Annotated in this window: 29 protein-coding genes and 1 pseudogene; 14 read left to right on the forward strand and 16 right to left on the reverse strand. The window is 50.5% G+C overall.

Features of this window, described 5'->3' with window-relative positions; all coding sequences use genetic code 11:
* Window positions 1–13: 13 nt before the first annotated feature.
* Both AAGQ96_RS08215 and AAGQ96_RS08220 read right to left on the reverse strand, forming a co-directional pair.
* The gene (locus AAGQ96_RS08215; protein ID WP_342755237.1) at window positions 14–1,078 is read right to left on the reverse strand and encodes a hypothetical protein; all 1,065 of its coding nucleotides are present in this window, start codon (window positions 1,076–1,078) and stop codon (window positions 14–16) included.
* Window positions 1,079–1,260: 182 nt separating this feature from the next.
* A complete protein-coding gene (locus AAGQ96_RS08220; protein ID WP_147197029.1) occupies window positions 1,261–1,620 on the reverse strand; it encodes a helix-turn-helix domain-containing protein in 360 nt (119 codons plus the stop codon).
* Window positions 1,621–1,759: 139 nt separating this feature from the next.
* On the opposite strand from AAGQ96_RS08220, the gene AAGQ96_RS08225 reads away from it, so the two are divergent.
* Both AAGQ96_RS08225 and AAGQ96_RS08230 read left to right on the forward strand, forming a co-directional pair.
* Window positions 1,760–3,193, forward strand: coding sequence for an MFS transporter (locus AAGQ96_RS08225; RefSeq protein ID WP_342755238.1), 1,434 nt, complete (start codon window positions 1,760–1,762; stop codon window positions 3,191–3,193).
* A 540-nt stretch (window positions 3,194–3,733) separates the two neighbouring features.
* Window positions 3,734–4,093, forward strand: a pseudogene (locus AAGQ96_RS08230) (N-acetyltransferase family protein); the annotation flags it as partial.
* Window positions 4,094–4,351: 258 nt separating this feature from the next.
* Here AAGQ96_RS08230 and AAGQ96_RS08235 read toward each other — a convergent pair.
* Window positions 4,352–4,912, reverse strand: coding sequence for a hypothetical protein (locus tag AAGQ96_RS08235; RefSeq protein WP_342755239.1), 561 nt, complete (start codon window positions 4,910–4,912; stop codon window positions 4,352–4,354).
* Between the two features lie 309 nt (window positions 4,913–5,221).
* Between AAGQ96_RS08235 and AAGQ96_RS08240 the strand changes: the two genes are divergently transcribed.
* The 3 genes from AAGQ96_RS08240 (at window position 5,222) to AAGQ96_RS08250 (ending at window position 8,745) form a co-directional block, all read left to right on the forward strand.
* Window positions 5,222–5,674 carry a GNAT family N-acetyltransferase gene (locus AAGQ96_RS08240; RefSeq protein ID WP_342755240.1) on the forward strand — a complete coding sequence of 151 codons (453 nt, stop codon included), beginning with the start codon at window positions 5,222–5,224 and terminating at the stop codon, window positions 5,672–5,674.
* Window positions 5,675–5,861: 187 nt separating this feature from the next.
* Window positions 5,862–6,281, forward strand: a complete 420-nt coding sequence (locus tag AAGQ96_RS08245) for an alpha/beta hydrolase (RefSeq protein ID WP_342755241.1) — start codon at window positions 5,862–5,864, stop codon at window positions 6,279–6,281.
* Window positions 6,282–6,681: 400 nt separating this feature from the next.
* The gene (locus AAGQ96_RS08250; protein ID WP_342755242.1) at window positions 6,682–8,745 is read left to right on the forward strand and encodes an FUSC family protein; all 2,064 of its coding nucleotides are present in this window, start codon (window positions 6,682–6,684) and stop codon (window positions 8,743–8,745) included.
* A 44-nt stretch (window positions 8,746–8,789) separates the two neighbouring features.
* Here AAGQ96_RS08250 and AAGQ96_RS08255 read toward each other — a convergent pair whose 3' ends face one another.
* On the reverse strand, window positions 8,790–9,875 hold the full coding sequence (locus tag AAGQ96_RS08255; RefSeq protein WP_342755243.1) for a hypothetical protein: 1,086 nt from the start codon (window positions 9,873–9,875) through the stop codon (window positions 8,790–8,792).
* Between the two features lie 373 nt (window positions 9,876–10,248).
* Here AAGQ96_RS08255 and fhuE point away from each other — a divergent pair, with 373 nt between their 5' ends.
* Entirely contained in the window at window positions 10,249–12,426 is a 2,178-nt protein-coding gene (fhuE, locus tag AAGQ96_RS08260) for a ferric-rhodotorulic acid/ferric-coprogen receptor FhuE (RefSeq protein WP_342755244.1), read from the forward strand.
* Between the two features lie 40 nt (window positions 12,427–12,466).
* Here fhuE and AAGQ96_RS08265 read toward each other — a convergent pair whose 3' ends face one another.
* On the reverse strand, window positions 12,467–13,216 hold the full coding sequence (locus AAGQ96_RS08265) for an SDR family oxidoreductase (RefSeq protein WP_147197044.1): 750 nt from the start codon (window positions 13,214–13,216) through the stop codon (window positions 12,467–12,469).
* A gap of 166 nt (window positions 13,217–13,382) precedes the next feature.
* Here AAGQ96_RS08265 and AAGQ96_RS08270 point away from each other — a divergent pair, with 166 nt between their 5' ends.
* Entirely contained in the window at window positions 13,383–14,297 is a 915-nt protein-coding gene (locus AAGQ96_RS08270) for a LysR family transcriptional regulator (protein WP_342755245.1), read from the forward strand.
* 194 nt (window positions 14,298–14,491) lie between these two features.
* Window positions 14,492–14,851: a hypothetical protein gene (locus AAGQ96_RS08275; protein ID WP_147197048.1), complete on the forward strand. Its 360-nt coding sequence runs from the start codon at window positions 14,492–14,494 to the stop codon at window positions 14,849–14,851.
* 106 nt (window positions 14,852–14,957) lie between these two features.
* On the opposite strand, the gene AAGQ96_RS08280 is transcribed toward AAGQ96_RS08275, so the two are convergent.
* On the reverse strand, window positions 14,958–15,128 hold the full coding sequence (locus AAGQ96_RS08280; protein WP_168199605.1) for a hypothetical protein: 171 nt from the start codon (window positions 15,126–15,128) through the stop codon (window positions 14,958–14,960).
* A gap of 197 nt (window positions 15,129–15,325) precedes the next feature.
* Here AAGQ96_RS08280 and AAGQ96_RS08285 point away from each other — a divergent pair, with 197 nt between their 5' ends.
* Window positions 15,326–15,631 (forward strand): hypothetical protein, encoded by a 306-nt coding sequence (locus AAGQ96_RS08285; RefSeq protein WP_147197050.1) that lies wholly within the window; start codon window positions 15,326–15,328, stop codon window positions 15,629–15,631.
* A 77-nt stretch (window positions 15,632–15,708) separates the two neighbouring features.
* Here AAGQ96_RS08285 and AAGQ96_RS08290 read toward each other — a convergent pair whose 3' ends face one another.
* From AAGQ96_RS08290 to AAGQ96_RS08305, 4 genes are all read right to left on the reverse strand, one after another.
* Entirely contained in the window at window positions 15,709–16,473 is a 765-nt protein-coding gene (locus AAGQ96_RS08290; RefSeq protein ID WP_147197052.1) for an SDR family oxidoreductase, read from the reverse strand.
* Between the two features lie 160 nt (window positions 16,474–16,633).
* A complete protein-coding gene (locus tag AAGQ96_RS08295; RefSeq protein ID WP_147197054.1) occupies window positions 16,634–17,110 on the reverse strand; it encodes a GNAT family N-acetyltransferase in 477 nt (158 codons plus the stop codon).
* Window positions 17,111–17,117: 7 nt separating this feature from the next.
* Window positions 17,118–17,636, reverse strand: a complete 519-nt coding sequence (locus AAGQ96_RS08300) for an ATP-binding protein (RefSeq protein WP_147197056.1) — start codon at window positions 17,634–17,636, stop codon at window positions 17,118–17,120.
* A gap of 182 nt (window positions 17,637–17,818) precedes the next feature.
* A complete protein-coding gene (locus AAGQ96_RS08305) occupies window positions 17,819–18,265 on the reverse strand; it encodes a PACE efflux transporter (protein ID WP_147197058.1) in 447 nt (148 codons plus the stop codon).
* 595 nt (window positions 18,266–18,860) lie between these two features.
* Between AAGQ96_RS08305 and AAGQ96_RS08310 the strand changes: the two genes are divergently transcribed.
* From AAGQ96_RS08310 to AAGQ96_RS08320, 3 genes are all read left to right on the forward strand, one after another.
* Window positions 18,861–19,241, forward strand: coding sequence for a putative holin (locus AAGQ96_RS08310; RefSeq protein ID WP_147197061.1), 381 nt, complete (start codon window positions 18,861–18,863; stop codon window positions 19,239–19,241).
* Window positions 19,228–19,521: a phage holin family protein gene (locus tag AAGQ96_RS08315; protein ID WP_342755246.1), complete on the forward strand. Its 294-nt coding sequence runs from the start codon at window positions 19,228–19,230 to the stop codon at window positions 19,519–19,521. Before AAGQ96_RS08310 ends, AAGQ96_RS08315 begins: the two co-directional genes overlap by 14 nt.
* Before the next feature lie 522 nt (window positions 19,522–20,043).
* Window positions 20,044–20,244, forward strand: a complete 201-nt coding sequence (locus AAGQ96_RS08320) for a hypothetical protein (protein ID WP_342755247.1) — start codon at window positions 20,044–20,046, stop codon at window positions 20,242–20,244.
* A gap of 21 nt (window positions 20,245–20,265) precedes the next feature.
* On the opposite strand, the gene AAGQ96_RS08325 is transcribed toward AAGQ96_RS08320, so the two are convergent.
* Window positions 20,266–20,496 carry a hypothetical protein gene (locus tag AAGQ96_RS08325; RefSeq protein WP_342755248.1) on the reverse strand — a complete coding sequence of 77 codons (231 nt, stop codon included), beginning with the start codon at window positions 20,494–20,496 and terminating at the stop codon, window positions 20,266–20,268.
* Window positions 20,497–20,829: 333 nt separating this feature from the next.
* Entirely contained in the window at window positions 20,830–21,075 is a 246-nt protein-coding gene (locus AAGQ96_RS08330) for a DinI-like family protein (protein WP_147197068.1), read from the reverse strand.
* Between the two features lie 245 nt (window positions 21,076–21,320).
* Here AAGQ96_RS08330 and AAGQ96_RS08335 point away from each other — a divergent pair, with 245 nt between their 5' ends.
* Window positions 21,321–21,728 carry a hypothetical protein gene (locus AAGQ96_RS08335; RefSeq protein ID WP_342755249.1) on the forward strand — a complete coding sequence of 136 codons (408 nt, stop codon included), beginning with the start codon at window positions 21,321–21,323 and terminating at the stop codon, window positions 21,726–21,728.
* A gap of 111 nt (window positions 21,729–21,839) precedes the next feature.
* On the opposite strand, the gene AAGQ96_RS08340 is transcribed toward AAGQ96_RS08335, so the two are convergent.
* Window positions 21,840–22,502 (reverse strand): MBL fold metallo-hydrolase, encoded by a 663-nt coding sequence (locus tag AAGQ96_RS08340; protein WP_147197071.1) that lies wholly within the window; start codon window positions 22,500–22,502, stop codon window positions 21,840–21,842.
* Window positions 22,503–22,518: 16 nt separating this feature from the next.
* Window positions 22,519–23,439 carry a muramoyltetrapeptide carboxypeptidase gene (gene ldcA / locus AAGQ96_RS08345; RefSeq protein ID WP_342755535.1) on the reverse strand — a complete coding sequence of 307 codons (921 nt, stop codon included), beginning with the start codon at window positions 23,437–23,439 and terminating at the stop codon, window positions 22,519–22,521.
* A gap of 282 nt (window positions 23,440–23,721) precedes the next feature.
* On the opposite strand from ldcA, the gene emtA reads away from it, so the two are divergent.
* Window positions 23,722–24,354, forward strand: a complete 633-nt coding sequence (gene emtA, locus AAGQ96_RS08350) for a membrane-bound lytic murein transglycosylase EmtA (RefSeq protein ID WP_147197073.1) — start codon at window positions 23,722–23,724, stop codon at window positions 24,352–24,354.
* Between the two features lie 35 nt (window positions 24,355–24,389).
* On the opposite strand, the gene AAGQ96_RS08355 is transcribed toward emtA, so the two are convergent.
* Together AAGQ96_RS08355 and AAGQ96_RS08360 are read right to left on the reverse strand one after the other, a co-directional pair.
* On the reverse strand, window positions 24,390–25,307 hold the full coding sequence (locus AAGQ96_RS08355; protein WP_342755250.1) for a ribokinase: 918 nt from the start codon (window positions 25,305–25,307) through the stop codon (window positions 24,390–24,392).
* Between the two features lie 12 nt (window positions 25,308–25,319).
* The gene (locus AAGQ96_RS08360; protein ID WP_254446325.1) at window positions 25,320–26,198 is read right to left on the reverse strand and encodes an SIS domain-containing protein; all 879 of its coding nucleotides are present in this window, start codon (window positions 26,196–26,198) and stop codon (window positions 25,320–25,322) included.
* Window positions 26,199–26,442: the final 244 nt, after the last annotated feature.

A 26,442-nucleotide genomic window follows, 5' to 3' on the forward strand; every position in this document is an offset into this window, starting at 1 on the left:
GAAGAGCGCAAATTTATCCCTGATAGTGGAACAGAACCGAGGCGTCAGCGCCTTTATCGGTGCTGATGGCGCGTAAAAGCTGGCTGCTGGCGATATCCACCAGGGTTAACTTATCGTCTTCGGTTGAGGTTAATACCTGGCCGGCATTTTTCGTAAGCGTGATAGCGGTAGGGCTGGCCGGGAGGAAAATTTCTTTTTGAAACGTTAAATCGGGACTGAACAATAACAGGCTTTTCCGCGCCGCATTTGCCAGCAGGATTTTGCCATCCTGTAGCGCGGCAGCCCGCACGCTCTCTCCCTGCGTTTTTGCAGAATAACGTGTTTTCAACGTCTCTGAATCATACGCTTTGATGGCGTCACCATAGCGATCCACGACGTAAACCGTCTTCTCATCGGGACTTAAACAGCTTCCTTCCGGTGCTTTACCGGCCAAAAGCTTTTGTACCGGAACCGAAGGATCTTCCGTATTTACTGCAATGACCAGACCGCTTAGCGTATCCGTTATCCAGGCGCGGCTACCCTCATCATTCAATACAAAATAGTGGCTGCGAACGCCGTTCACCGGGATTGCCGCGTCAGGTTCATCCTTATCGACAGGATTATCAAAGCGGATCAGTACCGAGCTGCTTTCACTGAGCACAAATAACCGTCCATGCTTATCCATCCGAATGCCGTGCAGGCGGTGCCAGGGCGTCAGATCCAGCGTTTTCACCACCTTCAACTTTTGCATGTCCACCATGGTAATCAGGTTGCCGCCAACGCCCGGTGCGGCCCATTTTTTGGCGCCGTATTGCGCAACAAAGGCATAACGCCGATCGGGCGTCATAACCAGCTCGTGGCTCTGTTCGGGTAACGGGATTTGCGCCAGGCTTTTGCCGGAAACAAAATCATAAACCCCAAGGCTACAGACGGCCTTCTGTACCACGGCAACGGCGTTGGCATAGGTTTCGCGGGTGGCGACGGGGGCAGCGGGTTGTTGCTGCGTTGCAGCTCGTGCGGTCAACGCGGGAACGGCCACTGCAACAGCACTCAAAGAGGACAGGGCGAGGAATCGACGGCGGGTAAATTGATGAGTCACGTTTTTCTCCCTTTTGCAGATTTCCTTTTCACTATAGCAATGAAAAAGGCTGAAATGCCGGAGAGGAAAAGGGAGCGTGCGGAATGTATCTTGTCAAACAATCCAGCCGTACAGGCGGCTTTGAGGGAGGTCCTGACTGTCGGAGGCCGGTTGTTCACTTATTTTAGCTTTACATAACGTCTTTATTCGTTAGCTGAACGTGGTGGCAAATTTTTTGTGGTCGCATCCAGCGTTAGCGCATCATTTTCAACAGCACCTAATAGTGCCTCAAGTAATCCCGGAAAACGGGTATCTAAGTCTTCCCGACGCAGCGAGAGTAAATTTTCGCGCCCAAAAGGACGCTGCCAGATAACCCCACTGTCGCGTAATACACGCCAGTGGTGAGTTAGCGTGGATTTTGGAATACCGCTCAAAACGGCGCTACAGGCATGCTCACCTCCACCGGCCAGTACACGCAACACTGTCAGGCGGAGCGGATGTCCGAAAGCGGTCAGCACGTTTTCAAGACGTATGTTTTCCCTTTCAGGGTGGTTAGGAATCATCAGGCTTCTCATCTGGTAATCAACATATCGGTACTCTACTTTAAATTTTATCAGTTGACTATTGTACGAGTATATACATACTTTAATTGTACGTATGTATGCGTACAATAGCCAATTAAATTGATACGGAGATTCCTCTATGGCCATATCCTCACCGGACTCAGGTGCCCCTCGTTTACAGCACTGGAGCCTTGCGCTACTTGCGTTTGCGCAGCTTATTTACTCACTGGATATCAACATCGTGTTTGTGGCATTGCCGGAAATTGGCGCGGGACTGGGGTTTTCAGATCAGACACTCCAGTGGGTGGTCAGTGCTTACACGGTGTGCTGCGGGGGTTTTTTACTGTTTGGTGGACGCGCTGCTGATCTTCTGGGACAACGTCGTGTCTTCATCTGCGCGTTATGGCTGTATGCGTTTTCTTCGCTTGCCGGTGGCTTAGCGTGGAGTCCGGTTGTTATCGTTATTGCCCGGGCTGTGCAGGGCATAGGTGCTGCGTTGCTCTTCCCGTCCACGCTTTCACTTATAAACAGACTGTTTGAGGAGGGGCCTTCACGCAACCGGGCATTGGCGGTTTGGGGCGGCGCGGGAGCAAGCGGCCTGACGCTGGGATCGCTTGCCGGAGGCATACTTACCAGTGTATATGGCTGGCCGTCGGTTTTTTTTGTCAACGTTGTACTGGCAGCCGTCGCTATTTTTGCTGCATTTTATGTCTTACCGAAAGACAGTCTCCAGAACAAGCGTCGCAGTTTCGATTTGCCGGGTGCTCTGACGGTAACGGTGGGCGCAACTCTGCTGGTTTATGCCCTGGTCCAGGGGCCTGAAGATGGCTGGCTGTCAGGGTATATTCTTGCATCACTGATTCTGGCCGCTGTATTTCTGCTGATGTTCGCCGTCATTGAGTCCCGCAGTCACGATCCGCTGATGCCGGTACGTTTATTCAGAAACCGCAGTCTTGTTACAGGCATGGTGATTACATTCATCTATATGGGAACCTTTGGCGCCCTGCCTTACTTTCTGACTGTTTTGTTTCAGGCTGTGATGGGGTACAGCGCGTTGCAGACTGGCCTGGCATTTATTATTCCCTCACTGGCAATCTTTGCCGGGACGCAGTTCGGAGCCCGGCTGTCAAATCGCCTGCCGGTACGAACAACACTGCTGATCGGTTTTTTAACCGGGATCGCGGGCACGGTGGCACTGGCTTTGGCAGCCTGCTCGGGGACGTCTTATGCGAACTTTATGCCCGGACTGGTGATTTCAGGAGCAGGACAGGGGATTATCTGGACGGCAATGTGGATAGCAGCGGGTTCAGGAGTAACGGACAGCGAGCAGGGGATCGCTTCAGGTATGGCTTCTACGACACTGAATGTGGGGAATGCCATCGGTATCGCTTTGCTGATAGCGTTATCCGGGAGCGGGGCTGAGAGCCTGTCGCTGGAAGCATCCGGGGGTGATCTCGCAAATGCCTTACAGCTCGCTTTTTATCTTGCCGCGGCTGGACAGATTACGGGGCTTCTTATTTCCCGCCTGTTACCTCATAAAGCGATAACTGATTTATCAGTAGCATCAACATAATCGAAAATCATGCTTAACTTATTTCCGCGCTGAAATGTAAGCATGATCATTTTATACCCGCTACCAGGTGGGTCTCTCTCCATTTTAGCCGGACATTGTACTGTTTGAAACCAGTGGGCATGTTCCTGATCATCAGTCTCTTTTAGTGCAGTTTTCTGAAACAGGAACCGTTTTGCTCGCCGCTGACGCTGTTATGCATCACTTGATGGCAGCTGCGGCTACACGTCAGATGTTTGTCACTGATAGGGAGGATAAACCGTGTATCAGGCGGAGCATGCAAAAATTGCAGACCTGGCTGAAAGCAAAAAAGCGGCGTTCGTGGTTTACGGGCATGGCACTGAGCAGTGGGCTTCATTACGTCCGTCGCCGGATATTTATGGATAATTTTAAGGTCACGAGCTGCTAATCGTTCAGGGATGCACCTTACGTTTTAAAGCCAGATTCTGACACAAGGCTGTCCGCTAAGAGCGAACAGTAGATATTAAAAAATGAATACCCAAATAGTATAGTGATCGGCTATGGAAGGCTGGCATGGTGTGTTTCCCGGTCATCGTGGCAGTGGATGAAACGGACGCAGTACTGGGATATGCTTCTTATGGTGACTGGCGTTCCTGGGACGGATACCGGCACACCGTGGAACACTCCGTCTACGTTCATAAAGATACGCGGGGTGCAGGAGCAGGCACCAGGTTAATGCAAGAACTTATCAGACTGGCTGCAAAACAAGGTAAGCACATCATGGTGGCAGGCATTGAATCTGAAAACGCTGCATCAATTGCACTGCACAAAAAGCCAGGATCCTCTGAAGCTGGCCGAATGTCAGAGGTTGGCACCAAGTTCGGCCGCTGGCTTGACCTGACGTTTTTGCAGTTGTGTCTGGATAAGCGCGAACTATCCTGAAACAGTCTGGTTGGTCGTTTAGCATCTAAGTCAAAATCTAAAAGTTAGTGAGCAACCCTCTGTTGATTAGCATCCCTGTGTAAGTAATGTCCGCTTCTGGCACAGAACGGCTGTTAAATCACGTTCGATCTTATGCCCCGGTTCCTCGGGGGAACGATGATATTGTTGCTGGATATACTCAAGTAAAATGCAAAAGGGAAGTCAAATCTGATGGAATTATGCACACAGAAAATACATCTTTCAGGATGATGGGAAAAACTACCGAACTAGCAGATCCAGCCAATCTGGGTCCTCAATTTTACGTGAATAGGGCAGCATTGCACGATTAATCAGCTCAAAGAATTCTGACTCCTCCATCCTTGCTGCTTCGCTTGTGCCTGGTCCCTCCCATTCATCAAAGAGATGCCAGTATAGCGATTTCAGGGTATCGACGATCGCAGCGAAAATCTTTACGTCAGGTTCAAACCAATGACACACCAGAAAATACATTTTTTGTTCTGCATCATGGATGGACGCGCACTGGGAAAGTTGACGTACAAACAGCTTGATCCAGACTAATGCTGCTGCTTTTAGCGGTGGCAGGTCTATCCGCTGCTCTGCCATGTACCGTGACATAAATAATTCAACCTCTGTCCGCTCAGATTTTTTATCAAGCCCCAGTGAAGCGAGAATTAAAAGAGTCTCTGAATCATTTCCTTCGGTGATTTGATCTTCAGCCCATGCAATGAATAGGCGGTCCAGATCATTGTGGAGAAAGTGATATTTCCGGGAAAAAACAAGCAACCCGAGTAGGTCATTGAGTGTGTATAGAGACGGCATCTGATAATCCCTTACCTGTATTTTTTTCATGAACTCTGACAGTGATTATTTCTGAGTAAATCATGAACTGAACGGTGAGTCTGTTTAGGATGAAACTCCAGTTAACCTTCATTTTATCTTACCTCCTGATATAAATTCTATAAAGTGTAGTGAAATACCGATTTGGCCACGTAAGCAGAAGTGTGAAATGTCCGCTTCTGGCACTCAGGGGACATTTATGACCATAAAGGCAAGCGCAGTACCACGGTCATACTGGACATTCAGGTAATCCTGTCCAGACTATGCAGACTGAAATCATTGGAACGACTCATGGATATCCAATTCGCAAACCTCACCCCGAACAGCCCAGGATTTGTTGAGCTAAGATCGCAGAGCATGGCTGAAGGATTTAATATGCTACGTCGGCTGGAAGAAAATTGGCTTAGCGGAGATAACCGCTTTGACAGGCCCGGAGAAAAACTGATTGGGGCTTATGTTGATGGTTTAATTGTTGGCGTGTGCGGACTTAACATCGATCCTTTTACGCAAGCAACTGGCACCGGACGTCTGCGACATTTTTATGTAGACACTGGATGGCGAAATAGACGGGTTGGCAGCGGCCTGCTCAGTGAAATTCTAAAGGATGCTGGCCGCTGGTTTGATTTTATCAACACGAACGCCCCCTCTTCGGCATTCACTTTCTATGAACGAGCTGGCTTTGTTGCTTTATCTGGTATGGATAAAGTCACACACCAATTATGCCTGAGAAACCCAGTACGGTAGTGAAGTCATGAATGGGACAGACAACCGACTCGGTTCATGCATACACAACGGCTGCCGAAATACCTTCAGGAGTTCTTAGTATCTGACTGGCAGCTATGGGCGAGCAGCGGACATAAAAATCGCTTCTTAAACAGTTTCGCCCAAGGTGTGCATGCTTACATACATAAGATAAATAAAAGGGAAATATATGCTCCATACATCAGGAATACCCCGGTTGTCTTATCATGCAGAGGGAAAAGGCCCCCTGGTAATAATGCTTCATGGCCTTCTGATGGACAGAAAGTCCTGGAAAGACAGCGGCTTAATATCCGTCCTTAGTCCGTTTTTTCACATTGTTTGTCCGGATCTTATAGGTCATGGAGAAAGCGAAAAAACAAATGTAGAAGAATTCTATACCCAACAAAAACAGGCTTTATCCATTGTTAAAATTATGGATGAGTTGGGATACAAAAAAGCGCATGTTATCGGTTACTCCGCTGGAGCGTGGGTGGCTTTGGGCAGTCCTGAGCGGCACGAAGATGCAGACAAAAAATCTTGCCAGCGCCAGCAAAAAAGAATGAGTTGGGAGTGGGCAGAAGGGGGCAGTACGGAAAGCCATCGGCACTGAAAAGCAGTCGCAATCCCTTCTGGCAGCGCTGAAGGAAGAAATAGTTAAGCTGCTCGTATCACGAAAAATTTTGACGGCGAGAACCCCAGCAGATTTTCCCGACCGCATCCCGCAGGTTACCTCCGTCTGCGTTGGCGACGCATATCGAGGTGTAAAACTCACCGACAGCGGGCTGAATGAAATTTCAGCAGTAAAGCCAAGGTGCCGCAGGGAATAAAAGCTGTAAAAACTTTGCAATGCGTGCGCAACTTATTGTAAAAACTAAATAAATATCAATTTCCTTAGTATTCAAACACTCCCGCACTGTTGTAATAACTTGTAGTAAAAATCTGAGAGCGTGAAACTACACCTTCTGTCAGGATACGCGCCACGCAGCGTGCAATGGTACGATCTTTTCATCATGAAGTGGTTTTCTAAAAACGCAGTTCTGTTCTCAACTAAAACCTGTCTGGCCGCATTCCTGGCACTTTTTATTGCTCTTGAACTTAATTTCGAAAAACCGGCCTGGTCACTGACCACCGTTTATGTCACCTCACAGCTTTACTCCGCCTCCACGATGTCGAAAGCGGTATTCCGTCTGTTGGGCACATTGCTGGGCGGCGTATTTATTTTCCTGATCTATCCCGAAACCGTTCAGGATCCGATGCTGTTCAGCCTGTGCGTGTCGCTGTGGGTCGGGGTCTGCTTATACCTTTCTCTGCACGAGCGGACGCCAAAAAGCTACGTGTTTATGCTGGCAGGCTACAGTGCGGCGATCATGGGCTTTCCCAACGTGTTTTCGCCTTCGTCGATCACCGAAACGGTGATTTCCAGGATTGAAGAGATCACCTTAGGCATTGTTTGCAGTACGCTGGTACACCAGCTGATCCTGCCGGTATCCATGCGCAGCCTGCTTGAGCAGAGCGTCAGCGTCTGGTATCAGAATGCCCGCAAGCTGTGCAGCGAGCTGATTACCGTGATGCCAAAGGATAAATCGCTGGAGCGCGAAGATATTCTTATTCAGATGGCGAATTTTCCGCTGAACGTTGAAACACTGATTACCCACTATGTCTACGAAGGCGATGCGGCACGGAAGCTGATCCGGCTGGTCAGCGTGCAGTATCAGCATCTTTCCTATCTGATCCCGACGCTAACCGCTATCGAAGTGCGGCTGAATCTTTTAGGCATGCAGCAGATCCGCTTCCCCGAATACGTCGCGCAGGCGTTTCAACAGTTTTTGCTGTGGCTGAATACCGGTGACAAAATTAATGATACAGCTGAAATTCAGGCAATCCTCGCCGAAAGCCTGCGTCAGCTGCGGGCGGCCTGGCATCACGGCGTGTTGAACACGGAAGAGAGCCTGCTGCTGATGGGTCTGCTGGAGCGGCTGGTGGATTTCGTGCGCATTGCCGGGGCTTATCAAAGCGTCAGTACCCTGGTCAGCGATGTGTCCGGCGATTCACGGCTGAATAAAAGCGCGCGCGCCAGCAGGCATATTGATAAAGGGCTGGTGCTGCTGTCGGCATTTACCGCCTTTCTGGCAACGTTTCTCTCCTGTCTGTTTTGGATCGGCAGCGGCTGGGTGGATGGGGCAACCGCGCCGATGATGGCGGCGATCACCAGCTCGTTTTTCGCCAGTATGGACAGCCCGATTACCCCAATGAAGCGCTTTATTAAAGGGGTGCTGATCGCGCTGGTGATTAGCATACTCTACGTGGTGGTGCTGATCCCTCAGGCTATCACCTTTGAAGCGCTGATCATTTGCCTCGCACCGGTACTGTTTGCGCTTGGGCTGGTGATTGCGCGGCCTTCAACCAATCTGATTGGCCTGAGTGTCGCTATTCAAATCCCGGGTTTTATCGGCATGAGCCACCACTTTAAGCCCAGCTATACCTCGGTACCTAATGCGGCGATGTCTTCATTAATCGGGATCCTGTTTGCGGTCATCATCACCGCAATTATTCGCAACAAGCGTCCTGCCTGGACCGCGAAACGCGCATTGCGAAAAGGCCTGCGAGACCTGCTGAGGTTTATCAAAGAGGTGGAGCGCAACGCCGCATCGCTGCTGGCGCGACAGCATTTTGTTTCCAGCCAGCTGGATAAAGTGAATATTATCCTGCCGCGAAAAAAACTCGATCCCGATCCGGATTTAGACGCGGGCGGCAATCTGATTACTGAAGCCTGGCTTGGCGCATACTGCTACGACTTCTATGCGCGTCACCGTGAAGTGCTGGACTATTACCATATCGACAGTGGAGCGATGTTTCACGAGCTGGGGCTGTATCTGAAACGGCGGATGAAATCGTTACAGGTCAGGCCGCATCAGGATTTGCTCGACGAGCTGGACCTGCTGTTATTCAGGCTGGAAGCGCTGGCGACGCTGGACAAAAGCGCCTTTATGCCAATGTTTTTCATCTTTAATATTCGTCTGCTGCTGTTTCCACAACAGCGCTGGGTAACGCAAGATCGGCTGAAAACAGGATAAGCACGGCACCCGCGGGCACCGTGCTGATAGCAAAATCCAGCAAATTATTTCAGCGAGATGCGTGCCACGCTGTCCAGACCTTTGGTGGAATTGTCCTTGTTGAAATCTTGCTTCAACGTGACATACAGCGTCTGACCGTCGTCTGAAACCAGCAGGCTGTTAGGATGACTGTCGAACGACCAGCTGTTTTTCACCGCATAGCTGGTGGCATCGAGCTGCAAGACTTTCTTCGATTCACGCTGGCTGATGTAAATTTCATTGCGTTTGGCATTGAATTTAATACCCAGCGCGTCGCCTTCAATGCGCTTAATGACCTTGCCGCTGCGTTCGTCAAATACCAGAGTAGTTTTCGCTTTGGAATCATCGGTCACGAACAGCCGTCCGGTAGCCGGATCGGACGCCAGGTTGAGGAACAGATAAGCTTTGCCATCGCCTGCGGTCAGGCGCTTCTCGATTTTATGCGTATGCGGATTGATGACGAGGATCTCGCCGCCGCCGTTTGCCGCATAAATCCGATCGGTTGTCGCAGACCAGATGATGCCCGTAACCCACTTCCCGGCATTGCGAATGCGCGTTTTCAGCTTCATAGTTTTGGCATCGACCACCCAAATCAATCCTGGATCGCCCACGCCGCCGATATAGAGCATTCCCTCATGCCAGAAAACTTCACGCGCGCCTAACGCATCGCCATCCGGGCCTTTCTCGCTGAACATCAGGCGCTGTAAAACCTTGCCGCTTTTAGCCTCTACCTTGGAGACGCCGCCATCCAGCGTATTGGTGGTGTAGAACACGCTGCCGTCAGGATCGGTCGCCATGGCAAAGTTTTTCAGATCGGTATGGGTTTCACCTTTATCAGCCAGTGAAGTCGGATCAAGACGGTAGATCACGCCGCCGTTAACGTCCTTAAACGATTGTGCACTGGCAACATACAGCGCATTAGCCGCGGGAACCGCCGCCATTTCATACAGGCCATTGCCGATAAGGCGCTGAGAAACCTGAGTCGCTGCGGGTTCTGACGCCGCCGTTGGCGCGGCGGTTTTGCCTGCTGGTGCCTGACAGGCGGTCAGGCTGAAAGCGGCAACAACCGCGAGCGCAACCACAGCTTTACGCTGACTGAGCAAAGATTTCATGTAAACCCCGATAATAAAAACTAACGCTGGCAAGGCGTTGCCAGCCTTTGCGTGATAAAAAGAATGAGAATCATACGCATTAACAAAATCTAAGTAAATGCAACATTCGGCGTTGGATGACTATTTTGTTGTTAGCTCGCTGCCCGTCACACGGCGGCGTAACGGTCAGAGAAGGCTGTAATAACAAATTGTTACATCTTAAGTGCATAACGCTGGCGACGTCTGTAAAGCAAATAATTATCATTCTGATTCTCATCAGTCGCCTGTTACCTGACCGATACCCAAGCGTGCGGGTGTGCGCGGGATGCTGGTGGCAGGACAATAACAAAAGAAGCGCCTTGGGCTGCGTATAACAAACAATCAAAGGGTTTTTATGTCTTTTAAAAGCAGGGAAGGCGACGCGGCGGGACGCACGTTGACCATTAAACAGACCTTCACCGTTTCGTTACTGACGCTGGCCATTCAAACCGTTATCCATCCCGCACACGCTGCGGCGATTGATACCACGACAGCAGCACAGCAAGATATGGTCGTGAGCGCCAGTGCGGATAACAGTGCTGAGCAGCAGGACTATGCGGTTCAAACCACCCGTGCAGGAACCAAAATGCTGCTCACGCCACGCGATGTCCCGCAGTCTCTCAGCGTGGTAACGAAACAGCGTATGCAGGATCAGAATTTACAATCGGTAGGCGAGGTGCTGGATAACACCACCGGCATAGCCACCGAGGTGATTGACAGCGAACGCTCTTCCTACTTTTCACGCGGTTTCCAGATAACGAACTTTACCTTCGATGATATCCCGACCTCGGTCAGCGATACGTGGAACTTTGGCGATGCGGGTTCGGATACCGCCATTTATGACCGTATTGAGGTGGTGCGCGGCGCAACCGGGCTGATGACCGGCGCAGGCAGCCCGGCGGCTTCCGTCAATATGGTGCGCAAGCAGGCGGACAGCAAAACGTTTACCGGCAATCTGGATGCCAGCTACGGCAGCTGGAACAAACAGCGCTACGTGGCGGATGTTTCCGGGCCGCTGAATGAAGAGGGCACCGTGCGTGGCCGCGTGGTTGCCGGTTATCAGGATCAGGACAGCAAGCTGGACCGTTATCACAAAGGCAAAAAATTTCTGTATGGCGTGGTGGATGCGGATATTACTGACAACACCACGGCCTCACTGGGCTACGACTATCAGGAAAGCAATACCGGCAACCCGACCTGGGGCGGGCTGCCCACCTGGTATAGCGACGGCACGCGCACCCATTTCAACCGCAACACCAGCGTTGCCGCCGACTGGACGCATTACAATCTGAATTCGCGTAAAGTTTTTGCCACTCTTTCCCATAATTTTGATAACGGCTGGAATTTCCGCCTCAACGGTACGCATGCGGAAGAAACGTTCAACGACAAACTGCTTTATATCGAAGGCTTCCCGGACGCCGAGACGGGTGAAGGCACCACCGGTTTTGGCAGCCGTGACCGGGGAACGCGCAAGCTCGATTCTGTTGATACTTACGCCAGCGGCCCGTTTGAACTCTTTGGGCGTCAGCATCAGCTGATGGCGGGCGTCAGTTACAGCCGTCAGCACAACCAAACCTACAGTGAAGATGGCGAGCTGGACAGCGAACAAATGGGCAGCGTGAACAACAGCTGGAGCGGCGAAGTCGTTGAGCCACAGTGGGGCGACTGGTATCAGAACGCCGATGACGTAGTCCGGCAGAAATCGGCTTATACCGCAGCACGTCTCTCGCTGGCCGATTCGCTCTCTTTAATTGCAGGCGTACGCTATACCCAGTGGAGCACGACCGGCAGCAGCGGCGACATGCGGAAAAATAATCTGACCCCTTACGGCGGTCTGGTTTATGACCTTAACGACACCTTATCGGCTTACGCCAGCTACACCTCTATTTTCCAGCCGCAAACGAAGCGCGACAGCAGCGGCGGCTACCTCTCGCCGGTGACCGGAAAGAACTATGAAACCGGTTTGAAAGCCGACTGGTTCGATGGCCGTCTGACGTCAAATTTCGCCGTGTTCCGCATTGAACAAGAGAATGCTGCCCAGACGGATGGCAATAATTTTGTTAACAACAGCAGTGAACAGGCCTACGTGGCCACAAAAGGCGCGGTGAGCAAAGGGGCAGAATTTGAGTTAAACGGAGCCGTAACCGATAACCTGCAAATGACGTTTGGCGCGACCCGCTACGTGGCGAGAGATTCTGCAGGCCGCTTTAACAGCAATATGCCGCAAACCTCATTCAAGCTGTTTGGCCGTTACCGTCTGCCGGGGCTGCCAGATCTGACCATTGGCGGCGGTATGAACTGGCAAAACCGCACCTTCCAGGACGTCACCGGCCCTGATGGCGAGACGCAGCGTGTTTACCAGAGCAGCTATCCGCTGGCTAACCTGTTTGCCCGTTATCAGGTTACTAAACAGCTGGCGGTGCAGGCTAACGTCAACAACCTGTTCGATCGCACCTACTATTCCTGGCTGAGCGACTACGCGGTCTATGGCGAAGCGCGTAACTATTCTGTGAATCTTTCTTATTCGTTCTGAGCCAGCTCCCCGACCGGCGTCGGGGAGTCCTTTCAGCAGCTTAAATCTGTGCCAGACCACCATCGACGAAAAGCTCTGCTGCGTTGATAAAACTGGCGGCATCAGAGGCGAGAAACGCCACAACCGTGCCAACTTCCTTCGGTTCGCCCAGGCGACCAAGCGGAACCTGAGCCGTCAGCGCATCGAACAGACCCTGTCGGCTCTCTTCGGCGACCAGCCCTTCCAGACCCGGCGTACGAATCGGACCGGGACTGACCACATTGACGCGGATCCCACGATCTTTTAAATCCAGCGCCCAGCTGCGGGCAAAGTTGCGGACGGCAGCCTTGCTGGCACTGTAGACGCTAAAACCTGCGGTACCCTTAACGGAAACGGTCGAGCCGGTAAGAATTACCGAGGCGTTATCGACAAGCAATGGCAGCGCTTTCTGCACGGTAAAAACCAGGCCGCGCACATTGGTGGCAAAAATCGTGTCAAAATGCTCTTCGGTAATGGCACCCAGCGGCGACAGATCCCCGCCGCCCGCGTTGGCAACCAGAATGTCAAAGTGGCCGACGCTTTTGGCAATCTGCGCGTACATTGCGTCCAAATCACCGAGCTTAGAGACATCAGCACGAATGCCGGTTGCTGCGGAGCCAAGAAGGGCGACTGCCTTATCGAGTTCCTGCGGACGACGACCGGTGATAAAGACTTTTGCGCCCTGAGCAATCAGCTCTTTAGCCGCTGCCAGACCAATACCGGTGGTGCCGCCGGTAACCAGAGCAACTTTTCCACTTAATGGATTATTCATTTTCATTTCCTCGTCATTAAACGTTGATTTCAACCCCTGAAAGACATTGCCACGCTCTACAGGGCATGAAAGAACAGTAGTCCTGAAACCGATGCGGAAAAACGGTGTAAAATGAAAATGACTATTCACACAGGTGGATAATCGAATCTCTAACCCGGAGTGAGATATGGATCAGTTAATGGCGATACGGGCTTTTGCCCGCGTAGTGGAAGCGGGAAATTTTACGCGAGCCGCAGATTCACTCACCATGCCTAACGCTACCCTGAGTAAGCTGGTTCAGGAGCTGGAAGCGCATCTTGGCGTCCGACTGTTGCAACGGACAACCCGGCGCGTCACGGTTACGCCGGAAGGGCAGGAATATTATGAGAAAACCTCGCGTATTCTGCGGGATTTGGAGGATATCGACGGCTGCTTTGATATTGCGCGGAATAAGCCGAGCGGGCAGCTACGCATCGATGTGGGCGGATCGATGATGCGCGACGTGCTTATTCCCGCGCTGCCTGAGTTTGTTGCGCGCTACCCTGATATTTATCTCACGCTTGGCGTCTCCGATCGTGCCGTCGATTTGATTGGCGACAATATCGACTGTGTGATCCGTGGCGGCCCGCTAAATGATTCTTCGCTGATCGCTCGGCATATTGGTTTCGCTACGTTGATAACCTGTGCTTCGCCCGCCTATCTGAAGCTTTATGGTATTCCGGCTTATCCGGAAGAGCTTAAAAACGGCCACCGGCTGGTTAGCTATCTTTCACCGCACAACGGCAAAGCCTTTCCGTTTAGGTTTGAACGTGACGGCATCAAAACTGAAATCAAAATCGATCAGCGTATGGGCGTTAACGAGAGCAATGCGCATCTGGCGACAGCGATTGCCGGCCTGGGGATTATTCAGACGTTTACTTATGCAGCTAATGCCGCATTGCGTGACGGCCTGCTGGTGGAAGTGATGCCGCAATGGCGGCCTGCCGCTTATCCTTTTCACGTGGTTTATCCACAAAATCGACACGTAACGCAGCGTCTGCGGGTATTTATTGCCTGGCTGCTGGAGGCTTTTCCAAAAAAGCTGGCAGGAGATAATCAGTAAAACAAATTTTGTGCCGAAGAAATCTGATAACGTGACGGGCAGTCAGCATTATCTGGTAAATAACCCCATTCTATTTAATAATAAACGCCGTTCATTTTTCAAAACATTGTTATTTATTGGTCAAGGATGCTCATTCGTTGAAAAAAACCGATGTTAAACGACTACATTTTTTGCAGCAGGTCAAAAGAGACCCGTTGAAACTGATATTTTGCCTGGGGACGGTTTTTTTCTTCGCGATATTCATCACCAACATTTTGCCGCTCTTCTCCCGCGGCAATGGTCATGGCGGGCTGATTGGGATCGTTGTCGGCATAGTTTTTACTTATCGCTACAGCAGTATTTCGCAGATAAAACTGACGGAAAACCAGCAGGCGTTTATACCCGTACTAAAGAAATACCGTTATCAAAAAACAGACAGTGGCTATTACCAACCGCCGGGACTGAAAATCCTGCAATTTCGTTCCCAACGTATTTACCTCGACAGGCAGGGGGAAAACGTTGTGGTAACCGGCCCCTGGTATGTTCTGCAAAAAATACAAAAAGCACATCCCTGATGGTGGATCGGGTGGGTTGAAGCGGGTTATCTGATGATTACTGGCAGGCTAAAGGCCGGATATTTAACTGACCTTTAGCCTGAAAAAAGCGCAAAGATTTGGTCAGTTACGACTGCGGCTGTCCTACCGGACCCGCGCCTAAGGTGCCGCCGGGTGCCTGCTGACCGCCTGGCGCATGAGGACGTCCATCGTTACCGACGGCGCTACTACGATGCATACAGCCTGATAAGGCAACAACGGCTAAAACAGCAATAAGACCTTTAGTGTAATGCTTCATACGATATCCCCCGGATTGAAAGTGAAGTAACGAAATAAAGCGTAGTCAAAATTTCATTTAATTCAAGGCTGAAGCATTCGTTCATTAGCAGCAAGCGCGTTACGCATCCACTATTAAGACGAATGTCTCATTAGCAAAAGGTTATAAATTCATCTATACAAAGAAAGCGTACTTCACTTTTCTTATTTGAGGCCGATATGGTACACGCGAAAAACGGATTTTATGCTGGATTAGCGGTTTGTTATTTTCTTACTGCGGGACTGGCGGTGGCTAAAGAGCCAGCAGAATTAACCGATGCCGCAGTAAAGCAGCAAATTATCGATGAGTCAGTAGCGGATTATTCCGGCGCCTGCGCCTGTCCCTATAATTCAGCGAGAAACGGCAGTCGCTGCGGTGGACGCAGCGCATGGAGTAAGCCTGGCGGCGCATCACCCATTTGTTATAAAAATGAGGTGACGGCTGAAATGGTTAAGGCATGGCGCGAAAATCATCGTAATGAATAGGGCGGTATAAAAGCCCCGGTTGACTTCGCGCCGGTTGCCCGGTCAGAACAACAGTAGCGTTGTCCTGACCGGTGGGATCAGGCCTGCTTCGGCTGACCGTTAGAGGCGGTAATTCCGCCATCGACCGGCAGATTCACGCCGGTAATATAACGCGCATCGTCACTGGCGATAAAAGCGATGGCATCAGCAATATCTTCTGGTTGGCCTGCTCGCGCCAGCGGGATCCGCTCATAGAATTTGTTCAGCAATGGCTGATTATCCTTCATCTCTTCCGTTAAATCGGTAAGCGTAAAGCCCGGGCACACTGCATTAACGCGAACGCCATCGGCGCCGTAATCCATTGCCAGCGAACGGGTAAAGTTAGTGATAGCCCCCTTCGCTGCGTTGTAGACGCTCATTCCCCAGTCGCCACCCAGCCCGGAAACAGAAGAGATGTTCACGACGTTGCCTTTGCTTTTCAGCAGCGCGGGCATGAAGTAGTGGACGCAGTGGAAAACCCCATCCAAATCCACCTTCATCAGGTTTTTCCAGTCATCCAGGGAGACTTCATGAATTCGTCCCTGCACGATCACGCCAGCGTTATTAAGCAGAACGTCAACCTGACCATATTTTTCCAGCACCTGGCGTGACAGAGCCTGTACCTGTTCCGCTTCACCCACGTCACACGGGGCGACAAGGTGATTACCCTGAGGCAATATTGCCAGCGTTTTTTCCAGCTTCTCTTTTGTACGCCCTACCAGCACCACCGAAGCGCCTTCGCTGGCAAAACGTTTTGCGGCCGCCTGGCCAATACCCGATCCTGCGCCGGTCACGACAACGACTTTTTGCTGAAAACGAGCCATTTTAACCTCCTGTTGCATGTTAACTGTTACCGATAACTTTGGCAGTCTCAGCCGGAAGCGCAAGGTAAAGAGAAAGGGTTTTTAATTAAATAGCTGATAGTAATAGGTTTTTTAGCAAATCATAATGTAAGCAGATTTAACGGAGGAAGGACAGAAAACCTTATTCAGGAAGATCGATTACCATCTTCATGCAGGCCAGCTCACCCGCCATGGCCGAGTGATAGACGGCTTTTTTAACCAGCCGAAAGCCCTGATGCTGATAAAAGCGCCAGGCGTTCGGCGTTGAAGCCAGGGTTAAGGTGGTAAAACCGCGCGCCAGCGCTTCTTGTTTAATAGCCTGCAAAATAGCGGTGGCGTAGCCAAAACCCATATAGTCGGGCAGGGTAAAGATCGCTTCTACGCTGTGCGCTTGCAGATCCAGAAAGCCCGTTGCTACCGGGATCGCCTGATCCGGCGCATCCGTCACAAAAAAAGGGTTTTGGACGATCGCACTAACGAAACCCGGCGGCATCTTATCCGGCGTCCAGGCCGCTACTGCTGCATCGCCATAGGCTTCACGACAGCCTCCGCGGATAGCCAGGTTACGTATGCGCCACAAGGCTTCGGCTTCTTCCGGTCGCGCGCGTCGGGTTCTCATGCCTTCCTCACCGTTTTTCTCCACTGGCATCGTAATAAATGATGGAAAACCCTTCGTCAGGCTGAGGCGTGACAAAGTAGCGACTGATTAAATCGTACTGTGCTTCGGTAGCCTCAAAATCATGCTCACCGTTTTGATTTCTGGCGAGAAGGCGTGCTTTACAAGTGGCATCGGGCACATTAAGAAAGTGCAGCCTGTGATGGCAGTTTGACGTGATAATGATGTCTTTGATGGCTTCGCGGTGGGCGAGGGTATTGGCCGGGAAATCAAGCACCACCGAGACGCCAGCATTCAGTAAATCAGTCAGGTGCGGCTTTATCGCTTCCCACAGTCGTGCGGAACAATCAACGTAATCTGCAACGCTGGTCATCCTGTCAGCGTAGAGCGCTGCCAGCCAGCGATCTTCGCTTAACAACACGGTTAGCGGCGCGTTGGCCAGTTTTCTGGCCAGAGTGGATTTACCGGAGGCGATTTTCCCACAGAGCAGATGAAGCATGGCGGGTTGTTGGCTGAAATGGTGTGACATACAGGCACCTCTTTCGTTACCGACACGCAAAAATTATTCTTCGCGATGTCGCAAAATGAAGGTCGCGATTTCGAACAGCATATCTTCAACTTTTATCATCAATGGGCTGGAGGTAAACACCCAAAAAATCAGCAGTACTACGACTAAAGCAAGGCACACGTACAAAAGGCCTCGAAGCATTGTCAGTCCTCGACTATCCTGGTTCTGTTGATCCAGTAAAACCGGATAAAATCATACAGATAGTTAAATGTTATCGTGTACGGAAGAAAAAACGCAACCAGACCAATCTGCAAAAAAAAGGCTTTCATTAACGAGATACTGAACCACCAGCTCGCCACCGGCATCAGCACGCTGATGAGGCCCGCTTCAAAAAGCACCGCATGGATAATCCTGACGTTCAGGGTTCTTTTGAAACCTTTTCGCTGCTGAACTCTGTCAAAAACACGATTAAAAAGGCCGTTCCACAGCATGGCCGTCGCCGCTGACAATGCCGCCAGGACGGCTGATTTTGTGACGGGTACCGACAAAACCAATGATAGTCCGACAGCAATAATTATGTTAGCTAATACCTCGAACAGAATGGAGTGAAAAATGCGTTCTTTGAGGGATTTATTTAATTCGACTTCCATTTAGCTGCTCCAAAACTGTCGTTAGTTATCGCGATTCACGCAAAGCCATTTAGCGGATTTTTGGGGGCGTCAGCGTAGCAGCGTGGGATGAGACAAACGTTGTTTCACGTCATCGCAGCTTCCAATAAATTTTGCTTTCCGGCCGCACGGCCAGTTTTATAAGATAGCCATCAATGCTGAAGTGCTTCGCTATAACGCCATAATCTGTCGACAGCGACGGGGAAAAGTTGATAAAAACCTGGTCATATCCGTTGCCGTTCTGATGGCCCGCTGCGTACGCGTATCGCGGCCGTCAGCCAGCCGCTTACCCTGACAGCGGCAGAGACTGCTGTGGCGCAGGAAGACGCCATTCTTTTATCCAATATAAAGAAAGCTATCAGGGCGGATTATTATTGCACCATACGAAAATATGCGGTTATTAATTCCGTAGAATCAGCTCCATAAATAATTTTATAAAGCGCTCACGCGTACGCAATTAGCAGGCTAAGGTAATAACATCAATCACTACATTACGGTGAGATGGCTTTTTTGCCCGGCCCTGCCGGGTTTTTTGTTTCTCAAATGCTGAGAAGACGCTGAAGCAAGAGGGGGCTCTATGTTCGTTCATGAGATTGCAATTAGCATTGGGGCAGTATCTTCATCAGGAGCGAGTGTGGTGAGCCATTTAGGAGGCATAAATTACAGCGTGCTGTTTGGTGCATTCGCCGGGGCTGTTTTTTATGTCGCGGGCGCAGCCGATTTAAGTTTGCTGGTGCGGGCGGCCTATTTTATCGTTTCCTGGATTGTCGGGGTTTTTGGAGCCGGACTGGCCGGGGCTAAACTGGCCGATCTTTTAGGCTATAGTGAACACCCGCTCGACGGTCTGGGAGCCGTGCTGCTGTCTGCATTGGCAATCAAAACGTTAACTTTCTTTAGTCAGCAAGATCCCGGATCCTGGCTGGCGCGCTTTAAAGGAGGTTTCCATGGTCACAAGTGATCCGCTGGTTATCACCAACGTTGTGACGTGTTCAGCCATTGCGCTGCGGATAATGTTTTTCCGTAAGCCTGGCTCACATCATCAATGGTGGGCTTCATGGCTGGCCTATCTGCTCGTCATTGCCTATGGATCGATCCCATTCCGCTATTTTTTTGATCATTACGATCATACAAGCTGGTCATCACTGCTCATCAATTTAATTATTGGCGCAGCGGTGTTTCGGTCAAAAGGTAATGTGGCGGTAATTCTGGCAGTACTACGTCCTCCGAAGAAAAACTGAAGGTTCCGCAAGGTCTGTAGGTGACAATTCGTCTGTTAACTCGGTTATAAAGTGGATCTGTCAACCTTTGTCCAGGTCTTGAATCTGGCTCCTCCCGGGGTGAACGTCTGCTGGTTTCTTTCCACGGATTTAAAGCGCGGCAATGACCATACAGACCTTGCGGAAGAGTGGTACTCAAAATTTTAACAACATTTTCTGCTGATTTTTCACGGGCGCGCCCCGCTAAAGGTTGTGTTTTTGTTAATTTAAATTAAGTTAAATGTTATTGGTGGTTATCGGAGCATTATGAAATATATGGCTTTTTGATCGTTTCCCGGTGGCAAGTAGCCTATCCTTTGGGATTTAACCGACTATTTATGCCAGGAATATTCTGCTTTTTTCTCTTTGTAAGCCTTATTCAACCGAGTTAGCCGTGTTTTACAGCTAAAATGCGTAAAAAAAGCGCGCACGGTGAAATCAAGGGTTGAGCTGGCAGCGCTTTCATCCGTAAAATAGGGCCAAAATTCAAATCGGGAGAATTCTGTGTCTGAAGCTGCGTCCATTGCACAAAGTCTGGAACGACTGGAAGAAGCGAAAAATATCGCTTTAGGCTGGCGAATTGTGGGTCAAATGGAGCCTGAGTCGCTGGAGGATGCCATCCAGATGTTGCGGGACGGTTCAGCCTATGCGGCACAGGTTTATGAGCTGCTTTACACCGAAATCAGCGAGCGCGCCAAAGCGTAATAACGCATGAGATCGGGCCGTTTATGTCAGATTAACGGCCCGATAAGAAGCCCACTGCTCCCAGCAGTTCAGCGGATCGATATCACTGTATCCGCGTGAGGGTTCTAAATGCCGCGCAATATTATCCGGTACAAAAACACAGGTCGCATTATCACGTACCTCTTCCACTTCCTGCTGTGTTAACAAGCTTCCCTTCTGCCGTTCCGCTCGTATCAGCAATGCTGCCAGCGACGGGATAAAAACAATCGTCATGCTCACTTCCTCTGCCTCTTCCGCTTTCAAAGATCTTCGGCCTTGCGGTAAAAAACTTTAGGCAAAGCAACGCTTGCGGCAGGAAAGGGGAGAGGACCGGACTCACTGGTGCAGTGTATTGTCAGAAAATCGTCAGGAAAGCGTCAGAAGCCGGTGAAAGATATCAGGAAAGATTGAGTTTCAGGTAAAAAAATGCCCGCAAAAGGAACATTACGGGCCAACACCAGGGAAACTTAATGATTAAATTCTGGCATGCTGGCCGCAAAATGCAAAGAAAAAAAGACAAAAAAACCGCGTTTATTCAGTTAATTTGCTGAAGGAATGCGATCTGATTCAAAATTCTTCAGAGATCAACCACTGGTCGGCTTCATCGAACATTTCTTCAATAATTCTCAACATTACTGATTTGTCGCTTTTGCTGGCATCGGTTTTTACGCCATTCGCCTGCATTGGCTTCACTTTCACTTCTGCATCAGGAAAAACGCGCTGAATACGCTTTTCCAGCTCGCTTAAAATCAGCTGCTGCGCATTGGGTAAGCCAGCAACGTTACGCTTATCATAAATCAGTTCAACAAACATGAGGGGATCCTGGTTAAAGATGCTGGATAAAAATACAGTATTCTCGCCGCGTGTTCAATGAAAATTCTGTTTAGGGGGCAGCAAAATGGCTTATCTGGCAAGGCCTCACGGCGTTGCGCCATTTATCCTGCGGCAGTCCAGGGATGTTCCGATTGTCAGGCGGCGGCGAGAGGGGCAGGATGTTGCGCCAGGCATTTCGTCTGCCATAAGCCAATTTATAAGAAAATAACGGGAGTAACCTGCTCATGTATCGCCTGATCGCTGCTGGAAGCCTGCTTGTCTGCACCACTTTCGCTGCCTGGGGATCCGACGCCTCGCCGCCTTTACTGAACAGCAAGTTCCAAATTACCTGCCCTGGCCGCCCAACCATGACCGTCAGTAACGCTCAGTATGGGCTAACGACGGTGATGTGGGCAGGCGATCACTTCCAGATTGCTTCCGGCACGCAGCAGTCAAAAACCGACAACGGCGACAAAGTGTCTATTGTGCTGTTTCGCAATGGCGATCAAATGATCGTGAATAAAACGGACAGTGAAACTTTTTTCTCCTACAGCGGTGAAAAAAATCTGGTGTCGTGTAACCGGACAGGCGAGCGGGAAAACAGCACTGTCACCTTGCAGCGTACCGATGCCAGCGGCAACGTCGAATCCTGATGGCTTAATAAGCAATTATAAAGATCTTATGCCTCTTATACTTACTCGTTCTTAATGCGGTAGCGGCCATGCGCAATAATCGCATTTTCGTTGGGCTGCCCCGTCCAAAGGTTACTCTCCTGGCCGCTGGCGTAAATCCAGCGGGGTGTTTTCCGCTTCATCCAGTAACGCCAGCCATTCCCGCATGGTCACTTCCTGCCAGGAGAGATGCCCGGTCGTCGTGCCCATCAACACCACATCCGGCCGCAGCGCCCGGTAAAACTCCAGCGTCTTTTTTAAATCAGCTTCGTTACTTTCCGGCACCCGCACCGTGACCCAACGATCGTGATAAAGGCTGATGGTATCGCCAACGAACAGGTAAGTTTTGCCAAAGGGAGAAGCATACAAATAGGTGGTGCTACCCGGCGTATGGCCCGGCGTCGGGACGACGTGGAAGCTGCCACAGTGAACTTCCGCCTGGTTAAACGTATCGTCTGCTTCGGCGAAGGGGCTGATCGGCCCCAGCGCACGATTGTGACAATAAAGCGCTGAATTAAAACGCTGCTGTAAAATACGTGTTCCCGGGCCGGCTTCATGCCAGTGGGTAAGATAGTGACGAATGATGCCGCCAAGGTCATCAATCGCCTGGTGATCATCTGGATTTTCAACTCTTGAAATCAGTAAGTTACCCCGGAGATGCGCGAGCAAAAAACCATGCATCATCCGTTCTGGATCCTGTTCATCAGGTGGAAACTCCGGCGTAGAGACCCAGAGATCCTCATACAACTGCTTCATGCGTGCTCCCTGAAAATTAACGCAGCGTAGGATGACCTGATAACGTCAGCGAACCGGCTGTTCCGTTCACCTGTAAATGCCCTTGCGCACCCAGCGGCAGCGTCACGGTATTCCAGTGATGACCAAATTCCAGCCCGGTAACAATCGGCAGGCCGGTTATCTGCCGTATCAGTGTCCACACGCTGTCAAAATCGTAGCCGTTATCGTATTCGGTGAGTTTTACACCGGTGAAGCTGCCGGTGACAATGGCTTTCTGCCGCGCCAAAACGCCCTGTTGAGCCAGCTGTAACAACATTCGCTCAACCCGGAACGGATGTTCATTAATATCTTCTATTACCAGGATGCCATCCTGAATCTGCGGCATCCAGGGGGTTCCTGCCAGTGAAGCGAGCATGGCCAGATTGCCGCCCCATACCGTTCCGCTGACGGAAACTTGTTGCGGCTCCGTTTGCCACTCCAGCGTTAATTTAGGCGAAGTCAGGGCGCGCCAAAAGTGCTCAATGGTGAATTCAGACAATGTCTCAGCGCCAAAATTACCGGCAAGCATCGGGCCGCTAAAAGTAAACGCGCCCTGTTGCAACAGCGCCATCTGAATAACCGTAAAGTCACTGTGGCCACAAATTGCCATCGGCTGCTCACGCAGGCGGGCGGTCAGCCGGGCGCTGTCGAAGTGGGGAAGCAAGCGGGTCGCGCCGTAGCCGCCACGCACTGGCATCACAATATCTGCCTGTAAATCCTCTTGTGCCAGATCCTCTAAATCTTGCAGACGCGCACTGTCACTCCCGGCGAAACGGCTATCGCGACGTGAAATGACCTGCACGTTGTTGATTTTATGACCCTGATCGCGCAGGCGCTGCACGCCAAGCTGCGCGGCCTGCTGATTTTGACAATAGCCGGAAGGAGCGATGAGATGAAAAGAACGTGGAGAAACGGACATAATATTCACTTTATTCGCTCCATTGGTTAAAGATTAGCCATGTTTCAATAAGATCCTGTAAGAGGATGAGTAAGCTGTTCGCCTCTGGTCGCGCCGTAGCGAATTTTTGACGTCCCAAAGTGAATTATTTTATGTCACTGACGGTCCAATACGCCTGATGATGACGAAAAGGTTGGCTGAAGTCATCAGTGCTGGCGTGAAATTCAGAGTTACGGTAATTTTTTCCAGGCAGGCAGCCGCTATGATAAAGCGCGAGGCTAAGGCTCAGAGGAATAATATAGCGTGAGAAGCGTGAAAACAGTTGCAATATTAAGTGTGCTTTTGCTGGCAGGGTGCGCCAGCCAGTCACACAAACAGGCTAACAATCAGCAGCAAACGCCATTAACCAAAGCGCCGCCGCACAAAGTCGCACAGGCCTGGTCGCTGTTTACAGAGGATGCAGCACACAATTACGGCATCGATCAGAAACTGGTAGATGCGATTATTTCGGTCGAATCGGGCGGCAATCCAACGGTAGTCAGCAAGTCGAATGCCATTGGATTGATGCAGATTAAAGCTTCCACCGCAGGGCGTGAAGTGTATCGGGTGCAGGGACGTCACGGGCAGCCAACGAACTCAGAGCTGCGCGATCCGGTGAAAAACATCAACATCGGCACGGCATACCTGAAAATTTTGCAGGAACAGCCGCTGGCAGGCATCCGTAACCCGGAAACGCTACGCTACGCCACGATAGTCTCTTACGCCAACGGGGCTGGCGCACTGCTTCGCACTTTCTCGCGTGACAGAGATCGGGCTATTGCCATGATCAACGCAATGACGCCGGAAGAGTTTTATCAGCATGTGCAAAACAAGCATCCTGCGGCGCAGGCACCGCGTTATTTGTGGAAGGTCACGACGGCTTACCGCACCATCTGATGTTATCCGGCATGCCTCGCATGCCGGTTCGCTTTTCAGGCTGGTGTAACGTGACAGGCACCCTGTACATCACTCAATGCAGGAAACGAGCTTTGCCCGCCATATTTTTGCACCGAGAGTGCGCTCACGCGTGAAGCAAAACCGATGGCATCCTGAAGGGCGTTCCCCTGGACGATGTTATAAGCCAGTGCGCCAATAAATGAGTCGCCAGCACCGGTGGTATCCACAACCTGCTTGCAGGGCGAGGCCGGAAAATGCTGGAGCAGCGACGCTGACTTCACCACCGATCCTTTTTCTCCCAGCGTGATGATGACCACGCCGTTAATTTTCTCAAACAGCTGTCCGGCAGCACGGCGAGCGGCTTCAACATCGGTCACCGATTCACCCGTCATCAATGCGGCTTCGGTTTCATTGATCACCAGGTAATTGACCTTCTTCAGCACCGCCTCATGGATATGCCGCGCAGGGGCATTGTTCAGCAGCACCGGGCAACCGTGCGCAGAGGCTTGTTCAACGACATCATTGACGACGCTTTCTGGAATTTCAGATTGCAGGATCACCAGCGGAGCATGCTGAAAAAAGGCCGGGCTGATATCGTTACTGCCAATAAGATAGTTAGCGCCTTTGATGATGGTGCTGCAATAGTCACCTTCACTCAGGATCTGAACGATACCTACGCCTGACGTACCGCTGCGTTTAATATTGGCGGTCTGAACACCGTGTTTTTCCAGCGACTGGATAAGCTCCTGACCATAGAGGTCCTGACCGACACAGCCAACCATATTCACCCTCAGCCCCAGGCGAGCGCACTGAACGGCCTGATTAGCGCCTTTTCCCCCGGGCATCGTCATCAGCGCATTACCGGTAAAGGTTTCACCCAGCTGCGGTAAACGATCCTGCTGAATAAGAATATCGTAATTTAAACTACCGACGACCAGCACATCATATTGCATAATTTCCCCCGGTTAATCAGACGCTCTTTTGGTTAAAATAGAATTTCGTGTTTTTTGCAGATTCGACTGGCTTAACTGACTACGTTTATGGGCGACAACCGTGAATAATGCATCGAGGATAGTTAAATGCACGATACGGGTTGATGCATTTTCACCGGTAATAGGGTTATTACGTACGGCGGAAACCAGTGCGTAATCTGCCATGCGGCTTAGCGGGCTGTTAAGATAATTGGTCAGGCAAATCGTTTTTGCCTGATTGTCTTTTGCCGTTTTCATCATATTAATAATGTCGGTGGTTTTCCCGGAATGCGAAACGCCTAACAGTATATCTTCTGGCTGCATTAACGAAGCCGCCATTTGCTGCAAATGGGAATCGTGATAAACGTTAGCAAAAATTCCAATCTTCAATAATTTATGATGGAAGTCGTCACAAATTGCCCCCGACCCTCCACAGCCTGCAAGAATAATTTTTCGTTGCCCCTGTCCGTTGGCTATTAATTCAACGACCTGATTAAAAGTCTCCATATTGACCGTCGCCAGCGAATCCTGAAGCGCAAGGATAGCGCTGAGAAAAGACTCTTCAACAATCGCCCGGGAGCTGCCGCTCTGTTCAGGGAAGGACTGAAAGTAGTCGTCGTCGCGATCGACAACAATTGCCATATGGCTTTTCAACTCATGAAAACCGGTAAAGCCTAATTTCTTGGCGACTTTAGTAATACTGGAAACGCTAACTTTTAAGAACTTCGACATGTCGGTTATACAGGTCTTGGCCAGCGTATCCGGATTATTCTCAATAAAGCGCGCGATAGCCCGTTCTTTTTTACCTAAAGAGGGCGCTAACGTTCGTGCCAGAAGCACAATTTCATTACCATTGAGTTTTTGCTGAATCATTTTTAAGTTCCGTCAAAACGTGGCGAGCCGTTGCAGTATTTGACAGTAGCACAGCCGCTGCACAGGAAAGTGTTAACTGGCTCACAATAAAAGTGTTAATTTTACTCATATATTTTACTCATTTTACTAAGAGTAAAATTATGGCCGTTAAAAACTCACCTTAAAAAAACTTTCGGTAACGCTTTCATATTCTGCTTTCTTTTTTTAAGCGGTGGTTCATAGAATGTTTCATCGCTATCACACC

This window comes from Pantoea sp. MBD-2R (assembly GCF_039134845.1).
GTDB lineage: Bacteria > Pseudomonadota > Gammaproteobacteria > Enterobacterales > Enterobacteriaceae > Erwinia.

Excerpts from the sequence above, each read along its gene's own strand:
- ldcA (WP_342755535.1), bottom strand. The coding sequence starts at position 23,439 with ATGTCCGTTTCTCCACGTTCTTTTCATCTCATCGCTCCTTCCGGCTAT.
- AAGQ96_RS08315 (WP_342755246.1), top strand. The coding sequence starts at position 19,228 with ATGGTCACAAGTGATCCGCTGGTTATCACCAACGTTGTGACGTGTTCA.
- AAGQ96_RS08250 (WP_342755242.1), top strand. The coding sequence starts at position 6,682 with ATGAAGTGGTTTTCTAAAAACGCAGTTCTGTTCTCAACTAAAACCTGT.
- AAGQ96_RS08290 (WP_147197052.1), bottom strand. The coding sequence starts at position 16,473 with ATGGCTCGTTTTCAGCAAAAAGTCGTTGTCGTGACCGGCGCAGGATCG.
- AAGQ96_RS08265 (WP_147197044.1), bottom strand. The coding sequence starts at position 13,216 with ATGAATAATCCATTAAGTGGAAAAGTTGCTCTGGTTACCGGCGGCACC.
- AAGQ96_RS08330 (WP_147197068.1), bottom strand. The coding sequence starts at position 21,075 with ATGTTTGTTGAACTGATTTATGATAAGCGTAACGTTGCTGGCTTACCC.
- AAGQ96_RS08305 (WP_147197058.1), bottom strand. The coding sequence starts at position 18,265 with ATGGAAGTCGAATTAAATAAATCCCTCAAAGAACGCATTTTTCACTCC.
- AAGQ96_RS08245 (WP_342755241.1), top strand. The coding sequence starts at position 5,862 with ATGCTCCATACATCAGGAATACCCCGGTTGTCTTATCATGCAGAGGGA.
- AAGQ96_RS08280 (WP_168199605.1), bottom strand. The coding sequence starts at position 15,128 with ATGAAGCATTACACTAAAGGTCTTATTGCTGTTTTAGCCGTTGTTGCC.
- AAGQ96_RS08355 (WP_342755250.1), bottom strand. The coding sequence starts at position 25,307 with ATGCAATATGATGTGCTGGTCGTCGGTAGTTTAAATTACGATATTCTT.
- AAGQ96_RS08295 (WP_147197054.1), bottom strand. The coding sequence starts at position 17,110 with ATGAGAACCCGACGCGCGCGACCGGAAGAAGCCGAAGCCTTGTGGCGC.
- AAGQ96_RS08340 (WP_147197071.1), bottom strand. The coding sequence starts at position 22,502 with ATGAAGCAGTTGTATGAGGATCTCTGGGTCTCTACGCCGGAGTTTCCA.
- AAGQ96_RS08225 (WP_342755238.1), top strand. The coding sequence starts at position 1,760 with ATGGCCATATCCTCACCGGACTCAGGTGCCCCTCGTTTACAGCACTGG.
- AAGQ96_RS08325 (WP_342755248.1), bottom strand. The coding sequence starts at position 20,496 with ATGACGATTGTTTTTATCCCGTCGCTGGCAGCATTGCTGATACGAGCG.
- fhuE (WP_342755244.1), top strand. The coding sequence starts at position 10,249 with ATGTCTTTTAAAAGCAGGGAAGGCGACGCGGCGGGACGCACGTTGACC.
- AAGQ96_RS08335 (WP_342755249.1), top strand. The coding sequence starts at position 21,321 with ATGTATCGCCTGATCGCTGCTGGAAGCCTGCTTGTCTGCACCACTTTC.
- AAGQ96_RS08220 (WP_147197029.1), bottom strand. The coding sequence starts at position 1,620 with ATGATTCCTAACCACCCTGAAAGGGAAAACATACGTCTTGAAAACGTG.
- AAGQ96_RS08240 (WP_342755240.1), top strand. The coding sequence starts at position 5,222 with ATGGATATCCAATTCGCAAACCTCACCCCGAACAGCCCAGGATTTGTT.
- AAGQ96_RS08270 (WP_342755245.1), top strand. The coding sequence starts at position 13,383 with ATGGATCAGTTAATGGCGATACGGGCTTTTGCCCGCGTAGTGGAAGCG.
- AAGQ96_RS08235 (WP_342755239.1), bottom strand. The coding sequence starts at position 4,912 with ATGCCGTCTCTATACACACTCAATGACCTACTCGGGTTGCTTGTTTTT.
- AAGQ96_RS08360 (WP_254446325.1), bottom strand. The coding sequence starts at position 26,198 with ATGATTCAGCAAAAACTCAATGGTAATGAAATTGTGCTTCTGGCACGA.
- AAGQ96_RS08310 (WP_147197061.1), top strand. The coding sequence starts at position 18,861 with ATGTTCGTTCATGAGATTGCAATTAGCATTGGGGCAGTATCTTCATCA.
- AAGQ96_RS08300 (WP_147197056.1), bottom strand. The coding sequence starts at position 17,636 with ATGTCACACCATTTCAGCCAACAACCCGCCATGCTTCATCTGCTCTGT.
- AAGQ96_RS08285 (WP_147197050.1), top strand. The coding sequence starts at position 15,326 with ATGGTACACGCGAAAAACGGATTTTATGCTGGATTAGCGGTTTGTTAT.
- AAGQ96_RS08255 (WP_342755243.1), bottom strand. The coding sequence starts at position 9,875 with ATGAAATCTTTGCTCAGTCAGCGTAAAGCTGTGGTTGCGCTCGCGGTT.